Source organism: Limnohabitans sp. B9-3, assembly GCF_002778325.1.
Classification (GTDB): domain Bacteria; phylum Pseudomonadota; class Gammaproteobacteria; order Burkholderiales; family Burkholderiaceae_C; genus Limnohabitans; species Limnohabitans kasalickyi.
Map to the genome: position 1 here is coordinate 137,146 of NZ_NESI01000003.1, position 13,636 is coordinate 150,781.

The following is a 13,636-nucleotide window of genomic DNA, read 5'->3' on the forward strand; positions in this document are numbered from 1 at the left end:
CTAACGTGATGAAGAACAATCTTTTACAAAAGGTGGCTTCGGGTTTGCTGTTCGCCGCCGCCTGGGCGAGTACAGCAGCTTGGGCTGTGAATGACTTGCCTGGAGGTCCAGGTGTGCGACAACTGAACTTGCAGGTCGGCGCGACAAAAATTGCCCAAGAGCAAGCTTGGCTGCATTGGTTCATGTTGATCATCTGTACAGTCATTTTTGTGGCTGTATTTGGTGTGATGTTTTATTCGATTTGGAAACACCGCAAATCAGTGGGCCACAAGCCAGCTACGTTTCACGAGTCTGTGAATGTTGAGATTGCATGGACCGTGATTCCTTTTGTGATCGTGATCTTGATGGCGCTGCCCGCCACCAAGGCCGTCGTGGCACAAAAAGACACGTCAAACGCTGACCTGACCATCAAAGCCACGGGTTACCAGTGGAAATGGGGTTACGACTACATCAAAGGACAAGGCGAGGGGATTGCTTTTATCTCTACCTTGGACAATGCCCACCGCGAAATGTCTAACAACGGCGCCAAAGGCGTTGACTTGGACGACTACTTGCTCAAAGTGGACAATCCTTTGGTGGTCCCCGTCAATCAAAAAGTTCGCATCATCACCACGGCCAATGACGTGATTCACGCCTTTGCAGTGCCCTCTTTGGGTGTGAAGCAAGATGCCATTCCTGGCTTTGTTCGTGACACTTGGTTCCGTGCTGAAACCGTGGGTGACTATCACGGTCAATGCCAAGAGCTTTGCGGTAAAGAACATGCTTACATGCCCATCCACGTTAAGGTGGTGAGCGCAGAAGACTACACCGTCTGGGTGGCAGACCAACAAAAGAAGATGGCCGCGTTGCAAGACGATCCATCCAAAGTTTGGACGTTGGACGACATCACCAAGCGCGGTGAAAAGGTCTACGCTGCCAACTGTTCAGCCTGTCATCAGCCTAACGGCAAAGGCGCAGGCCCAATCAAGCCACTCGACGGCGCGGCCGTTGTGTTGGATGCTGACAAGCTCAAGGAAATCAAAGTGTTGTTGAACGGTCAAAACAATTTGGCGATGCCAAGCTGGAAACAGCTGAGCGACACAGACATTGCTGCCGTGATCAGCTACACCAAAAACAGTTGGTCGAACAAGACGGGTCAGGTCGTTCAGCCTGCCGACGTCAAAGCCGCCCGTTAATTCACTAGCGTTGAGAAGGAAACAATCATGAGCGCAGTCCTAGACTCTCACGGCCACGCAGTGGGTGACCACGGCCACGACCACCACGGGGCCCCTCACGGCTGGCGCCGTTGGGTTTACGCGACCAACCACAAAGACATTGGTACTTTGTATATGTTGTTCGCATTCAGCATGTTGATGATTGGCGGCGTTTTGGCGCTGCTGATTCGTGCAGAACTGTTCCAACCTGGCTTGCAATTGGTGAACCCTGAGTTGTTCAACCAATTCACCACCATGCACGGTCTGATCATGGTGTTTGGCGCCATCATGCCGGCCTTCGTGGGTTTTGCAAACTGGATGATTCCGTTGCAAATCGGCGCTTCTGACATGGCTTTTGCCCGCATGAACAACTTCAGCTTTTGGTTGATGATTCCTGCAGCAGCCATGTTGGCAGGTTCGTTCTTCATGCCCGGCGGTGCTCCTGCTGCTGGTTGGACTTTGTACGCACCGTTGACCCTGCAAATGGGACCATCGATGGATGCAGGCATTTTTGCCCTGCACATCTTGGGTGCTTCGTCCATCATGGGTTCGATCAACATCATCGTCACCATCTTGAACATGCGCGCACCTGGCATGACCTTGATGAAGATGCCCATGTTCGTTTGGACATGGTTGATCACGGCTTACTTGTTGATCGCTGTGATGCCCGTTTTGGCTGGCGCGATCACCATGACATTGACGGACCGCCATTTCGGCACCACGTTCTTCAACCCCGCCGGTGGTGGTGACCCGATCATGTACCAGCACATTTTCTGGTTCTTCGGTCACCCTGAGGTGTACATCATGATCTTGCCGGCCTTCGGCATCATCAGCCACATCGTGCCTGCCTTTGCCCGTAAGCGTTTGTTCGGTTATGCCTCTATGGTGTACGCCACTTCGTCGATCGCGATTTTGTCGTTCATCGTCTGGGCGCATCACATGTATGCCACCGGCATGCCTGTGACCGGGCAGTTGTTCTTTATGTACGCCACGATGTTGATCTCTGTGCCAACAGGCGTGAAAGTGTTCAACTGGATCGCGACCATGTGGAAAGGTTCGATGACGTTCGAGACCCCCATGTTGTTTGCTGTGGGCTTCATCTTCGTGTTCACGATGGGTGGTTTCACTGGCTTGATCTTGTCGATGGCACCCATTGACACGCAAGTGCAAGACACGTACTACGTGGTGGCTCACTTCCACTATGTGTTGGTGGCAGGCTCCTTGTTTGCCATGTTCGCTGGCTTCTACTACTGGTGCCCCAAGTGGACTGGCGTGATGTACAACGAAACTCGCGGCAAGATTCACTTCTGGTGGACCCTGATCTCGTTCAACGTGACCTTCTTCCCCATGCACTTCTTGGGCTTGGCCGGTATGCCACGTCGCTACGCTGATTACCCCATGCAGTTTGCCGACTTCAACGCTTTGGCGTCGGTCGGTGCTTTCTTCTTTGGTTTTGCGCAGGTTTACTTCTTCTTGTGGGTCGTTTTGCCTGCCATGCGCGGCAACGGTGTGAAAGCTTCTGCCAAGCCATGGGAAGCTGCGGAAGGCTTGGAGTGGGAAGTTCCTTCTCCTGCACCTTTCCACACCTTTGAAAACCCACCCAAGCTGGATGCGACTGCAACCCGCGTGATTGGCTAATGATGACAACGCCTGAGCAGCGCAAAAAGAACCTCCGCATGGGCCTGATCCTGGCCTCTGTGGCGGTGGTCTTCTTTGTTGGCTTTTTGGCCAAAATCATGCTGCTGAATCGCTAAAGCCATGTCGACCACGCGCAACAACTTGCTGATGTTTAAAAAGCTGCTCGTCGTGGCAGCTGGCATGTTTGCGTTTGGTTACGCCTTGGTGCCCATGTACAAAGCAATTTGTGAGTTCACGGGCATCAACATCTTGGCTTTAGGTGAGCGTGAACTGCCAGGTTCGGGTTCTGCTCGTGCCAAAGCGACCAACACGCAAATTGACACCAGCCGCACCATCACGGTGGAGTTTGATGCCAACGCACGTGGTCCTTGGAGGTTCAAGCCTGCGCAAAGCTCGTTGCAAGTTCATCCGGGCGAGATGATGACGGTCATGTACGAATTTGAAAACGTGCAGGACCGTGTCATGTCGGCCCAAGCCATTCCCAGTTATGCGCCTCGCCAAGCGGCAGCGCATTTCAACAAGTTGGAATGTTTTTGTTTCAACCAATACACCTTGGCGCCTGGCGAGAAAAAAGAGTGGCCTGTGGTGTTTGTGATTGACCCTAAGCTGGGCAAAGATGTGACCACCATCACCTTGTCTTACACCTTCTTTGAAGTGGGCTCTAAAACCCCACCTGCACCGACAGCCGCTTTGAGTGTGCTGCCTAAAGTTGGAGCAGGCGTGTGAGTGACAAATCGTCTTTGTGGCACTCTGTGCGCGCTGTGGCTTGGTCATTTATCGGAATTCGCAAACGAAGCGGGTTCGAAGAGGACGTGGCCAACATCAAACCTTTGCATGTGCTGGGTGTGGGTGTTGTCGCTGCGTTGTTGTTTGTGATTGGTTTGATCGTGTTGGTCAATCTGGTCGTTGCTAAATAAGAATTGAAGGAGTGAACATGAGTAGCACCACACACGGTTCAACACCGTATTACTTTGTGCCCAGTGAATCGCGCCATCCGGCGTTTGCGGCATTGGGTTTGTTTTTTGTGATTTTGGGCGCAGGCCAATGGGTCAACGGCGCTGAGTGGGGCAAATATTGTTTGTTCTTCGGCTTGGCTTTTTGGCTCGGTGTGTTGTACCAGTGGTTTGGCGATGCCATTTCCGAGAGCGAAGGCGGTCAGTACGGTCACAAGATTGACTTGTCTTACCGTTGGAGCATGAGTTGGTTCATCTTTTCGGAAGTGATGTTTTTTGGCGCTTTCTTCTCTGCTTTGTGGTGGGCGCGCTCGCACTCAGTGCCGATGTTGGGTAGCTTGGACAACGCCCTGCTTTGGCCAGATTTCAAAGCTGTGTGGCCCTCAATGGCCGCTGGTATGACGGCTTCTCCTGCCGGCATCATTGAACCGTTCCAAACGATGACCCCATTTTGGTTGCCCACCATCAACACGGCTTTGCTGTTGAGCTCTGGCGTGACCTTGACGGTGGCCCATCATGCCGTCCGTGAAAACCACCGCGCTACGGCGATCAAGTTCATGTGGTTGACCGTGCTGTTGGGTGTGGTCTTCTTGTTTGTGCAAGGCTATGAGTACTACCATGCCTACAGTGACATGAACTTGAAGCTCACTTCAGGCATCTACGGCTCTACGTTCTTCATGTTGACGGGCTTCCACGGCTTCCACGTCTTTTTGGGTATGTTGATGTTGTTGGTCATCACCTTGCGTTTACAAAAAGGTCACTTCACGGCAGACAAACACTTCGGTTTCGAAGGCGCTGCTTGGTACTGGCACTTTGTGGACGTGGTTTGGTTGGGCTTGTACATCTTGATTTACTGGCTGTAAATCGAACAGTACATTGATGAGAAAAGGCCGCATGTGCGGCCTTTTTTGTTGAGATGAAGAACTGTTGAAGCTGGGTTTATTGGCCTGCTTTGATGCCTGTTGGCTGGATGTATCCCAGCTTCCAGCCGATCAAAATAAACACAAAAATCAGAATTGAGAAGCCGACCCTCAACGACAAAGCTTTCACCATACTGCTCGATTTAGCTTGTCCGTTGCGACCGTCTCGCATCATGAAGACCAGCGCAGAGCCCAAGCTCACCAAAATAGCCAAGAACGCAATTGCAACAATGAATTTCATAAACGCCATTATCACTTTACCGCGCAGCCGTGCTTTTGCATGGGTAACGCTGGCCACGTTGGTCGGTGTTGCGGTGACGGTGCGTTTGGGGTTTTGGCAACTGTCGCGAGCGGATCAAAAGCAAGCCATACATGCAGCGATCATGGCGCAGCAATCTGCGCCTGTGTTGTCTACAGAAACTTTGCTGGCGCAGCCCGGGTTGTTGAAGCAAATGCACCGTCGCGTTCAGTTGCAAGGACGCTGGTTGCATGAGCAGACCGTTTATTTGGACAACCGACCCATGCAAGGTCGCGTTGGCTTTTGGGTCGTGACGCCTTTGGTTCTGAAGGATGACACCACCGTGTTGGTGCAGCGCGGCTGGATACCACGCAACAGCCTAGACCGCACGCAACTCGCGCCGATTGAAACGCCATCTGGGGTTGTGCGATTACAGGGGCGCTTAGCACCTGCACCTTCTCCTCTGTTGAGTTTGGTGGGTGCGCAAGAAGATATCAGCGCTGAATCAAGGACTTCCAAGATTCGGCAAAATCTAAACGTCGACCAAATGACCGCTCAAACGGGTGTCGAGTTTGCTGCGACTGTGTTGCAAACCGATCCTCCATCCGATGGCCTGTTGCGTGAGTGGCTCGAAATTTCAGCGGGGGTTGAAAAAAATCACGCTTATGCCTTTCAATGGTTTGCTTTGGCTGCTGTGCAGTTGATGCTTTATCTTTGGTTCCAATTCATCACACCTTATCGCCATGTCCGACGCTCCACGCCCTGAATCCGACCATCCTTTGGGGATGACGGTGTATGACTTGCCTTCTCCCAATGCGGTCGCACAAGCCGATGCCAAACGTACCCAGATGGGTCGGCTGCGCATGCTCGCTGTTTTGTTGATTTGCGCCGCACCTGTGCTGGCGTCTTATTTCACTTACTACGTGGTTCGCCCTGAAGGTCGGCGCAACTTTGGCGAGTTGATTCAGCCCACGCGTGCGCTGCCCAATGTGACTGTTCAAAACTTGGGCGGTCAAAAAATTCAATTGCCCCAGCTCAAAGGGCAGTGGTTGTTGGTGAGCGTGGCAGATGCTGCTTGCGATGCCGTTTGCTTACGTAATCTGTATTTGCAACGCCAAATTTTGATGGGCCTTGGCAAAGAACGTGACCGCACCGAATGGGTTTGGTTGGTCACTGACGCAGCCCAAGTCCCCGCAGAAATTATGCCGGGCTTGAAAGAAGCCAATGTCTTGCGCGTTAACCCACAAGAACTACAACAATGGCTGGTCCCCGCCGAGGGCAAAGCCTTGTCGGATCACTTGTTTGTGGTCGACCCTCATGGCCATTGGATGATGCGATTTCCTGCGCAGCTGAGCAATGAAGAAGCAGTCAAAGCCAAAAAAGATCTCGAACGTTTGCTGCGTGCGGCAGCCTCATGGGATGAGGCGGGCCGTTGATGGAAAACTTTGACCTCGGACCCGTGATTCACCTCTTGGTGATGGGCGCTCTAGTTGCCTTGGTTCCGCTGTGCTGGGTGTGGTTGCGTAATCCCCGAGCTTCTACCGCCAGACGTGTGCAATTGCTGACCTTGGTGACGCTTTTTCTCACCTTTGATTTGGTTTTGTTTGGCGCCTTCACGCGCTTGACCGATTCAGGTTTGGGTTGTCCAGATTGGCCTGGCTGTTATGGGCACGCAAGTCCAGTGGGTGCGCAGACCATGATTGCGGCTGAGCAAAGTCAAATGCCCAGTGGTCCTGTCACACACACCAAGGCTTGGATTGAGATGGTGCACCGGTACATGGCCATGGCGGTGGGTGGGCTGATTTTGACTTTGGCCACATTTGCTTGGGCTCGGCGCTGGCGTAAGGGGGGGAATAGAGGCATTGCTTTGCCTACATTCACCTTGATTTGGGTCTGTGTTCAAGGGGCATTTGGGGCCTTGACGGTGACCATGAAGTTGTTCCCGTTGATTGTCACTCTTCACCTGCTGGGCGCTTTGGTGTTGCTCGCCTTATTAACCCTGCAAGTTCAGCGCGATCGTCTCCAAAGTGGGGTCACGTTGCCTTCCAACATGACGCAAGGCTTGTTTGTGGCAACGTCTGTGGGTTTGCTGATGCTGACGGTTCAAGTGTTGTTAGGGGGATGGGTCAGTACCAACTATGCGGTGTTGGCTTGCAACACCTTTCCGCAATGCCAAGGCAGTTGGTGGCCGTTGATGGACTTTGAGCAGGGCTTTACTCTGTGGCGTCATCTGGGTCAAAACGCGCAGGGTGATGCCTTGACGTTTGAGGCACTGACAGCCATCCATTACGTGCACCGACTCGCTGCTTATTTTGTTTTGGCTTATTTGGCTTGGCTGGCCTTGCGGCTGCGTCATGTGGCTGAAATGCCTGCTCGCTTGCTGCTGTGTTTGTTGTTGTTGCAGTTGTTGACCGGGTTGTCCAATGTGGTGTTGGATTGGCCTTTGGTGGCTGCCGTGTTACACACAGGGGGTGCTGCTGCAATGGTTGTGGTGCTGGTGTGGTTGTTGACAGGTGCGCGAGCGTCGCGCGCCGCTTTGATTTGATTGTTACGAGACCCGTTTTATGAGCCTCGCTGTTCCTTTTTTCATCCGATTGCGTCAGTTCAATGCGCTAACCAAACCGCGGGTGATTCAACTCATCGTTTTTTGTGCCTTGATTGGCATGGTGCTAGCGGTGCCTGGTGTTCCGAACTTGGACGAAGTCAAACTTGGCGCTTGGTCCTGTTTGGGCATTTGGTTCGTCTCAGGTGCAGCTGCAGCTTTCAATTGTTTGGTTGAAAAAGGCATCGATTCGCGCATGAAACGAACAGCTTGGCGTCCTACCGCCAAGGGCGAGTTGAGCGACTTCGAGACACTGCTGTTCTCCACGGTCATGTGCTTGGTAGGTTCATGGATTTTGTATGAGCTGGTCAATCCGCTCACCATGTGGCTGACGTTTGCCACGTTTGTGGGCTATGCGGTGATTTATACCGTGATCTTGAAGCCCCTGACCCCACAAAACATCGTCATCGGTGGCGCTTCAGGTGCCATGCCGCCTGTGTTGGGCTGGGCTGCCATGACAGGCGACGTGGGGCCTGAAGCCCTGATTTTGTTTCTCATTATTTTCTTGTGGACGCCACCACACTTTTGGGCCTTGGCTTTGTACCGGGTCGAGGATTACCGCAAATCGGGCTTGCCCATGTTGCCAGTGACCCATGGCAATGAATTCACGCGCTTGCAAATCTTGCTCTATACCTTTGTGCTGTTTGCCTCGTGTTTGATGCCATTTATTTACCGCATGAGTGGTTGGTTTTATTTGGTCAGTGCGATTATTTTGAGTCTGGGTTTTTGCGGTTATGCCTTCGCTCTTTGGCGCAATTACTCGGATGCTTTGGCGCGCAAGACCTTTCGTTTTTCGCTCATTCATTTGAGCTTGTTGTTTGCCGCACTTTTAATTGATCATTACCTGTGATGACCTTAAAACGACGTTTTTTCCACGCATGCACCTTGGCCCTCTTAGGCTTGGTCATGACGGCTTGCACGCCTGACAAGCCCAAATTTAACGCCATTGATGTGACGGGTGCCGATTACGCCAAAGGCTTCACCTTGGCCGATCAACTGGGTCAGCAGCGAAGCTTGAGTGACTTCAAGGGCAAGGTGGTGGTGCTGTTTTTTGGTTACACCCAATGCCCAGATGTCTGTCCTACCTCGATGGTTGAATTGGCAGAGGTCAAACGATTGTTGGGTTCGCAGGGTGACAAGTTACAGGGGGCTTTCATCACCGTAGACCCTGCCCGTGATACGGCTGAGGTGCTCAACGCCTACATGGGTAACTTTGACCCGACGTTTGTGGCGTTCATTCCGACGCCTGAGCAGTTGGCGGTCGTCGCCAAAGATTACAAGGTCTACTACAAACGGTCGGAAGGCAAAACGCCCACGAGCTACACCATGGACCACTCCGCAGGCAGTTACGTTTACGACACGCAGGGTAATTTGCGCTTGTACAGCCGTTATGGAAGCGGTGCAGCTGCTCTGGCGCAAGACATTCAAGTACTTTTAAAAGCGCAGCCTTGATGGCTCTTTGATGGCGAGAAGTCAAAGAAAAGGGCCGCAATTGCGGCCCTTGTCATGTCTGCGCTAAGTTCTGTATGACGCAGTGACTTAAGCGTATTCAGCCAAAGCTGTCTTCATTTTCTTCATAGCGGCTACTTCGATTTGGCGGATGCGCTCCGCGCTTACGCCATATTCGGCGGCCAGATCATGCAGCGTCATGCCACCCGAGCCGTTATCTTGAACCTTGAGCCAGCGTTCTTCCACAATGCGGCGGCTTCGCGCATCCAACACGTTCAGTGCCGCTGTCAGGCCGTCCGAAGCTAGCACGTCGCGTTGATGCGCGGCAATCATGGCGGTAGGTTCATGGTTGGTGTCGGTCAAGTAGGCGATGGGACCGTAAGCATCTTCGTTGTCGTCACTGGGCGAGGGGTCGAGTAACACGTCGCCACCCGACATGCGCATTTCCATCTCGACCACTTCTTCTGGCTTGACATTGAGTTTGTGCGCCACGGTATCGATTTCAACCGCATTCAGTGTGTTGCGGTGCGTGGACGCATCGCCTTCGCCCGCGTCAGCCTTGAAGCCTTGCTTCATGGACCGCAAGTTGAAAAAGAGCTTGCGCTGGGCTTTGGTCGTGGCGACCTTGACCATGCGCCAGTTCTTCAAGATGTATTCGTGAATTTCAGCCTTGATCCAGTGCATGGCGTAGCTAACCAAACGCACACCTTGGTCAGGGTCAAAGCGTTTGACGGCCTTCATCAAGCCCACGTTGCCTTCTTGGATCAAGTCAGCATGGGGCAGGCCGTAGCCCAAGTATTGGCGTGACACTGAAACCACCAAGCGCAGGTGCGACAGCACCAGCTTTCCGGCAGCTTCGAGGTCGTTGTTATCACGCAGTTTGCGGGCGAATTCTTGTTCTTGCTCCAGCGTCAGCATGGGCAAGCGGTTCGCCGCCGTGATGTACGCATCGATGTTGCCCAGCGGGGGCACCATCGACCATGGATTCACGACGGAGAGGGGAGCAGCATGTGTCAAATTTGTCATTTTGTAGTCCTTTCGGATACCAACACGCCCATATTAGCACTTGAGGGGAGAGAGTGCTAAAACCTCAAAAATTTAGGGTTTACCCGTTCATGTGCCGGCGGTTCATGGCGGCGTTGCTTAAGCGCCTTGCTGTCTCTAGGTCATCGCTTTGTCCCAATGGCTGAACATGTAGTTCGTGCGAAGAAGGCGTGGGCAGCAATTGCTGGAGGGTGTGGCGAACCTGCGTTAAACGTGGGTCATCGGGCATTGCGTCGTCGGTGGTGTCGTTGATGCAAAAGAAGTCGAGGAGGCCAAATTGCGATCTCAGCTGGTCGAGTTCTGAATTGAGCCGTGCGTCACCCGTGGCCACGTAAAGATGCGAGTGGTCCTTGATCTGGGCGACACCATGGGCTAAAGCCCAGCGCAGCACAAAGTCGGACACGATCGTGGGCTTGTCCCAACTGCGAAAAACAGTGGAGCGGACACGTGCAAACAAGTCAGCTGCTTCGTCTTCAAGTGTCATCAAAATCGATTTCAACATGGGACGGGGCGAGTGCGCAAAGGTGCGCGCTGTGTGAATATAAGTGGCGTCGAGTTGATGTATCAGTTGGGGCTGCGCTAAGACGCTTGACCGTGCGTCAGCCTTGGCTTCGAGCCATTCTTTTGACAAGCGGCTGGCATTTTCGAGCGAGGTCGCATCGGTTTGCATCGTGTGTCCCACCACTTCGGGATCGTCCGACCAAGCGACGTAAAAGCCACCGTCAAAAAACCAATCACTGACTTGAACGGGTGCACCAAAGAACACGTCATCGTTGAAATAGAAATAACGCTCCGCCAGCCCGGGAATGCGGTGGATGTAAGACTCGATGTTGCCTGAGTCAAAGGTGGGCAAGGCGCTTTCGGGAATCAAATCTCTGTGATCGATCAAGGTGAGTCGATCTGAGGTTTTGAGCCATGCCGGTACTTGGCCATCGGTCACGATATAGACGTGGCCATGGTCAGGGAAAAATTGCGCCAGTGCGCGCAAGCTGTAACGCAGCTCATCGTTGTCCCGAAACCGGCCCTCGACGTTGCCAAAGCGTGCGATGGCGTGATCGCCTTGAGCACGCATGAGGTTGGAGGCATTGAGTCGCTTGGCGCGCCATCCGTCGTCGTTGCCGTCCACCCAAAGGTAAACAATGTCGATGGGAGAAGAAATTTGCATACGGTATTTTAGAAGTGAGGGCCATGCCTGGGGTAAATTGGGTCTATGTCTGAATCTCATTTTCTACCCCCCGTTGTTGTGCTCGAACACATGCTGCCTGAGTTGCAAGCAAAAGGGTATGCCGTGTTGGGCCCCCAAGATGTGGCGCGTTGGGCCCATTGCAACCTGTCTGAATTGAACGCGTTGAGTTCTGACTGGCAAGGCATGCCGCCTGATCTTTATTTGAAAGACGGCGGCCATTACCGCCGACGCCGTCATTCATGTTTTGCGTATGAGTCTGACGTGCTGTCACAGGTGCCACACCGTGCGCATTGGCAGTCGCTTGACTACAACGCTTTGCATGGCGGCATGCAGCGTTGGTTTGAGCCGATGCAAGCGCAGACCGTGGGGTCGACCGCTTGGCAGCAGCTGTTGTGTGCCTTTGGTCAAACAGCAAAAGCGTTGCGTGAGTTCAAACACGCGGGTGCAGAGCCTGCAAGGGGCTGCATTGAAGCGCATCAATTTCGCATTGACACCACCGATGGGATTGGTCGCCCCACGCCTGAAGGAGCGCACCGGGATGGGGTCGACTTGGTGGGGGTGTTTATGGTCAATCGGACGGGCATCAAAGGCGGCGAGACCCGCGTGTTTGACGCTCATGGATCAGGTGGCCAGCGATTCACGTTGACCGAGCCTTGGTCTTTGCTGTTGCTAGACGACGCTCGGGTGATTCATGAAACCACACCCATTCAACCGCTGGCCCCCAATGGCCACCGCGATACCTTGGTGTTGACGTGCTTGGCTGGCGCGTTTCAAAAAGAGGTTTCTCCGTAAGGACGCGTCTTAGCAGCGCATGGACAACTGAAACACGGAGTTGGGCGCATGAGGGATAAACATCTCAGGCAAGGGCTTGAATTTGAAGCGATTGGTCGTCGTGCTGGGCGGCGCATCCCAGTCGCGCACATCGACCAATTCAGCCAAGGTGGTGGCGGCCAGATGACGTTCAATCACTTGTTGCAGCCCCAACTCAAAGTCGGTACTCAGCACGGTGTTTTCATTGGCATGCTCTGGGTGAGTCGGCAAAGGTGTTTCAAAAATTTTGGCGATGTCCCATACCGTGACAAATGAAGGGTCCGCATCCATTTGGTAGCCGCCGCCTGGGCCTTTGCCCGATCGGATCAAGCCATGCGCTTTGAGGGACTTCAAAATGCTTTCTAAATACGACACCGACAAGTTGAGCCGCTCTGACATAGCTTTGGTGGTCAAAGGACGGCCCGCAGGCTGGCTGGCGATGGCCAAAACGGTTTTTAATGCGAAATCTGTTTTGTTAGAGATCATGGGGCTTACCTTTGGATACGTTGAGTAGCATTATGTGTTTTAAGTGTTTTTTTGTCTAGGTTTTAGCTCTATATTTCAACTTAACCTATTCAAAATCTACGCAATCAGTGTAGAGCTTACTTTTTTAGCGCCAATATGGATGCGCTGAACTTGCGCTTCAGGCTCTAAAATTCAACCATCTTGATTCAAGATCACCACACACTTCAAAGGACACGCATGGCGGATATCAACCCAAACAACAACAACCTCGTGATTGGCGAAGGCGTCACATTCAAGGGTTCCATCACTGCGCCTGGCAAGGCGGTGATCAATGGCAATGTGACCGGCGAACTCATCGCAGACGACTTGTTGATCGGCAACAAAGGCCAAGTGACTGGCACCGTGCGCGCCCGCGAGATTGATGTGCATGGCGAGCTGAACGAAGACATCATTTGCAAAGAGCATTTGTTGATTCACAGCACCGGCAAAGTGTCGGGTACCTTGGAATACCGCGAGTTGGAAATCCAGCGCGGCGGGCAATTCCGCGGCAATATGACTCAAAAATAAGTCATGCCTTGAATGACAAAGCCCGCTGTTGCAGCTGCAACAGCGGGCTTTTTTGCATTCTGGGCACGCGGGGTGGTCTTACCAATGCCAACCCAAACGGCGCAGCAGCACTTGCGCCACAAACAAAGGGCCAGTCCAAAGGTATTGCAGGTCTTCCAGAAACGAAGGTTTTTTACCTTCCAGTTTGTGGCCGATGAATTGCCCGATCCATGCCAAGACAAAGACGGTGGTGTAGGTGAGTAATTGCTGTGAGTGCAAAGAAGCGATGGCCATCCACAGCACTGAACTCCAGATCAGCATCAACACAGCGGCACGTTGAGACAAGCGCAGGTAATACACCATGCTGGCGGCAAGAAATGCCAAGGCGGCCAAGGGATGCAGCGTGTGAATCAAGCCCACCAAGCTGTACATGATGAGTGGCACACAGACACAATGCAGGGCTTCATTGGTCACGTTTTGGTGACTCAGTGCGTAATGGGCAATCAAGGCGTCGATGCGCTTCTCAGGGGTATTGATGGACGGCTGGTCTTGGCTGGGATCATTCACATTCATGTCTGAGCTCCTTGATGTT

18 protein-coding genes are annotated in these 13,636 nt (G+C 52.9%); 13 read left to right on the forward strand and 5 right to left on the reverse strand.

Annotated elements, in window-relative coordinates; translation table 11 throughout:
* Positions 1-8 precede the first annotated feature (8 nt).
* Genes coxB through B9Z42_RS05970 form a run of 6 tightly spaced genes read left to right on the forward strand, consistent with a single transcriptional unit; the run spans position 9 to position 4,647 of the window.
* Positions 9-1,175, forward strand: coding sequence for a cytochrome c oxidase subunit II (gene coxB / locus B9Z42_RS05950; RefSeq protein WP_100132439.1), 1,167 nt, complete (start codon positions 9-11; stop codon positions 1,173-1,175).
* Positions 1,176-1,202: 27 nt separating this feature from the next.
* Positions 1,203-2,831, forward strand: a complete 1,629-nt coding sequence (ctaD, locus tag B9Z42_RS05955) for a cytochrome c oxidase subunit I (protein WP_100132440.1) — start codon at positions 1,203-1,205, stop codon at positions 2,829-2,831.
* A gap of 2 nt (positions 2,832-2,833) precedes the next feature.
* A complete protein-coding gene (locus B9Z42_RS16415) occupies positions 2,834-2,947 on the forward strand; it encodes a cytochrome oxidase small assembly protein (protein ID WP_233203549.1) in 114 nt (37 codons plus the stop codon).
* 4 nt (positions 2,948-2,951) lie between these two features.
* Complete coding sequence (locus tag B9Z42_RS05960; RefSeq protein ID WP_100132441.1) at positions 2,952-3,557, forward strand: cytochrome c oxidase assembly protein; 606 nt, start codon at positions 2,952-2,954, stop codon at positions 3,555-3,557.
* Positions 3,554-3,748, forward strand: coding sequence for a DUF2970 domain-containing protein (locus tag B9Z42_RS05965; protein ID WP_100132442.1), 195 nt, complete (start codon positions 3,554-3,556; stop codon positions 3,746-3,748). Before B9Z42_RS05960 ends, B9Z42_RS05965 begins: the two co-directional genes overlap by 4 nt.
* A 17-nt stretch (positions 3,749-3,765) precedes the next feature.
* Entirely contained in the window at positions 3,766-4,647 is an 882-nt protein-coding gene (locus B9Z42_RS05970; RefSeq protein WP_100132443.1) for a cytochrome c oxidase subunit 3, read from the forward strand.
* A gap of 76 nt (positions 4,648-4,723) precedes the next feature.
* On the opposite strand, the gene B9Z42_RS05975 is transcribed toward B9Z42_RS05970, so the two are convergent.
* Positions 4,724-4,954 (reverse strand): twin transmembrane helix small protein, encoded by a 231-nt coding sequence (locus B9Z42_RS05975; RefSeq protein ID WP_100132444.1) that lies wholly within the window; start codon positions 4,952-4,954, stop codon positions 4,724-4,726.
* Between B9Z42_RS05975 and B9Z42_RS05980 the strand changes: the two genes are divergently transcribed.
* From B9Z42_RS05980 to B9Z42_RS06000, 5 genes are read left to right on the forward strand one after another with little or no spacing between them, the layout of a single operon-like run.
* On the forward strand, positions 4,935-5,708 hold the full coding sequence (locus B9Z42_RS05980; RefSeq protein ID WP_100132445.1) for an SURF1 family protein: 774 nt from the start codon (positions 4,935-4,937) through the stop codon (positions 5,706-5,708). The genes B9Z42_RS05975 and B9Z42_RS05980 overlap by 20 nt on opposite strands.
* The gene (locus tag B9Z42_RS05985) at positions 5,686-6,378 is read left to right on the forward strand and encodes a hypothetical protein (RefSeq protein ID WP_100132446.1); all 693 of its coding nucleotides are present in this window, start codon (positions 5,686-5,688) and stop codon (positions 6,376-6,378) included. The genes B9Z42_RS05980 and B9Z42_RS05985 overlap by 23 nt, the downstream gene beginning before the upstream one ends.
* Positions 6,378-7,487: a heme A synthase gene (locus tag B9Z42_RS05990; RefSeq protein ID WP_100132764.1), complete on the forward strand. Its 1,110-nt coding sequence runs from the start codon at positions 6,378-6,380 to the stop codon at positions 7,485-7,487. Before B9Z42_RS05985 ends, B9Z42_RS05990 begins: the two co-directional genes overlap by 1 nt.
* 19 nt (positions 7,488-7,506) lie before the next feature.
* Positions 7,507-8,394: a heme o synthase gene (gene cyoE / locus B9Z42_RS05995; RefSeq protein ID WP_100132447.1), complete on the forward strand. Its 888-nt coding sequence runs from the start codon at positions 7,507-7,509 to the stop codon at positions 8,392-8,394.
* Positions 8,394-8,996, forward strand: a complete 603-nt coding sequence (locus B9Z42_RS06000) for an SCO family protein (RefSeq protein ID WP_100132448.1) — start codon at positions 8,394-8,396, stop codon at positions 8,994-8,996. Before cyoE ends, B9Z42_RS06000 begins: the two co-directional genes overlap by 1 nt.
* 87 nt (positions 8,997-9,083) lie before the next feature.
* Here B9Z42_RS06000 and rpoH read toward each other — a convergent pair whose 3' ends face one another.
* Together rpoH and B9Z42_RS06010 are read right to left on the reverse strand one after the other, a co-directional pair.
* Positions 9,084-10,019: an RNA polymerase sigma factor RpoH gene (gene rpoH / locus B9Z42_RS06005; protein WP_100132449.1), complete on the reverse strand. Its 936-nt coding sequence runs from the start codon at positions 10,017-10,019 to the stop codon at positions 9,084-9,086.
* A gap of 79 nt (positions 10,020-10,098) precedes the next feature.
* The gene (locus B9Z42_RS06010) at positions 10,099-11,202 is read right to left on the reverse strand and encodes a stealth family protein (protein WP_100132450.1); all 1,104 of its coding nucleotides are present in this window, start codon (positions 11,200-11,202) and stop codon (positions 10,099-10,101) included.
* A gap of 45 nt (positions 11,203-11,247) precedes the next feature.
* On the opposite strand from B9Z42_RS06010, the gene B9Z42_RS06015 reads away from it, so the two are divergent.
* A complete protein-coding gene (locus tag B9Z42_RS06015) occupies positions 11,248-12,015 on the forward strand; it encodes a 2OG-Fe dioxygenase family protein (RefSeq protein ID WP_100132451.1) in 768 nt (255 codons plus the stop codon).
* A 9-nt stretch (positions 12,016-12,024) separates the two neighbouring features.
* Here B9Z42_RS06015 and B9Z42_RS06020 read toward each other — a convergent pair whose 3' ends face one another.
* A complete protein-coding gene (locus tag B9Z42_RS06020; RefSeq protein ID WP_100132452.1) occupies positions 12,025-12,519 on the reverse strand; it encodes an Rrf2 family transcriptional regulator in 495 nt (164 codons plus the stop codon).
* A gap of 216 nt (positions 12,520-12,735) precedes the next feature.
* Between B9Z42_RS06020 and B9Z42_RS06025 the strand changes: the two genes are divergently transcribed.
* Entirely contained in the window at positions 12,736-13,065 is a 330-nt protein-coding gene (locus B9Z42_RS06025) for a polymer-forming cytoskeletal protein (protein ID WP_100132453.1), read from the forward strand.
* 78 nt (positions 13,066-13,143) lie between these two features.
* Here B9Z42_RS06025 and B9Z42_RS06030 read toward each other — a convergent pair whose 3' ends face one another.
* Positions 13,144-13,617 carry a DUF962 domain-containing protein gene (locus B9Z42_RS06030; RefSeq protein ID WP_100132454.1) on the reverse strand — a complete coding sequence of 158 codons (474 nt, stop codon included), beginning with the start codon at positions 13,615-13,617 and terminating at the stop codon, positions 13,144-13,146.
* Positions 13,618-13,636 lie beyond the last annotated feature (19 nt).

Excerpts from the sequence above, each read along its gene's own strand:
- coxB (WP_100132439.1), top strand. The coding sequence starts at position 9 with ATGAAGAACAATCTTTTACAAAAGGTGGCTTCGGGTTTGCTGTTCGCC.
- ctaD (WP_100132440.1), top strand. The coding sequence starts at position 1,203 with ATGAGCGCAGTCCTAGACTCTCACGGCCACGCAGTGGGTGACCACGGC.
- B9Z42_RS16415 (WP_233203549.1), top strand. The coding sequence starts at position 2,834 with ATGACAACGCCTGAGCAGCGCAAAAAGAACCTCCGCATGGGCCTGATC.
- B9Z42_RS05960 (WP_100132441.1), top strand. The coding sequence starts at position 2,952 with ATGTCGACCACGCGCAACAACTTGCTGATGTTTAAAAAGCTGCTCGTC.
- B9Z42_RS05970 (WP_100132443.1), top strand. The coding sequence starts at position 3,766 with ATGAGTAGCACCACACACGGTTCAACACCGTATTACTTTGTGCCCAGT.
- B9Z42_RS05980 (WP_100132445.1), top strand. The coding sequence starts at position 4,935 with ATGAATTTCATAAACGCCATTATCACTTTACCGCGCAGCCGTGCTTTT.
- B9Z42_RS05975 (WP_100132444.1), bottom strand. The coding sequence starts at position 4,954 with ATGGCGTTTATGAAATTCATTGTTGCAATTGCGTTCTTGGCTATTTTG.
- B9Z42_RS05985 (WP_100132446.1), top strand. The coding sequence starts at position 5,686 with ATGTCCGACGCTCCACGCCCTGAATCCGACCATCCTTTGGGGATGACG.
- B9Z42_RS05990 (WP_100132764.1), top strand. The coding sequence starts at position 6,378 with ATGGAAAACTTTGACCTCGGACCCGTGATTCACCTCTTGGTGATGGGC.
- cyoE (WP_100132447.1), top strand. The coding sequence starts at position 7,507 with ATGAGCCTCGCTGTTCCTTTTTTCATCCGATTGCGTCAGTTCAATGCG.
- B9Z42_RS06000 (WP_100132448.1), top strand. The coding sequence starts at position 8,394 with ATGACCTTAAAACGACGTTTTTTCCACGCATGCACCTTGGCCCTCTTA.
- rpoH (WP_100132449.1), bottom strand. The coding sequence starts at position 10,019 with ATGACAAATTTGACACATGCTGCTCCCCTCTCCGTCGTGAATCCATGG.
- B9Z42_RS06010 (WP_100132450.1), bottom strand. The coding sequence starts at position 11,202 with ATGCAAATTTCTTCTCCCATCGACATTGTTTACCTTTGGGTGGACGGC.
- B9Z42_RS06015 (WP_100132451.1), top strand. The coding sequence starts at position 11,248 with ATGTCTGAATCTCATTTTCTACCCCCCGTTGTTGTGCTCGAACACATG.
- B9Z42_RS06020 (WP_100132452.1), bottom strand. The coding sequence starts at position 12,519 with ATGATCTCTAACAAAACAGATTTCGCATTAAAAACCGTTTTGGCCATC.
- B9Z42_RS06025 (WP_100132453.1), top strand. The coding sequence starts at position 12,736 with ATGGCGGATATCAACCCAAACAACAACAACCTCGTGATTGGCGAAGGC.
- B9Z42_RS06030 (WP_100132454.1), bottom strand. The coding sequence starts at position 13,617 with ATGAATGTGAATGATCCCAGCCAAGACCAGCCGTCCATCAATACCCCT.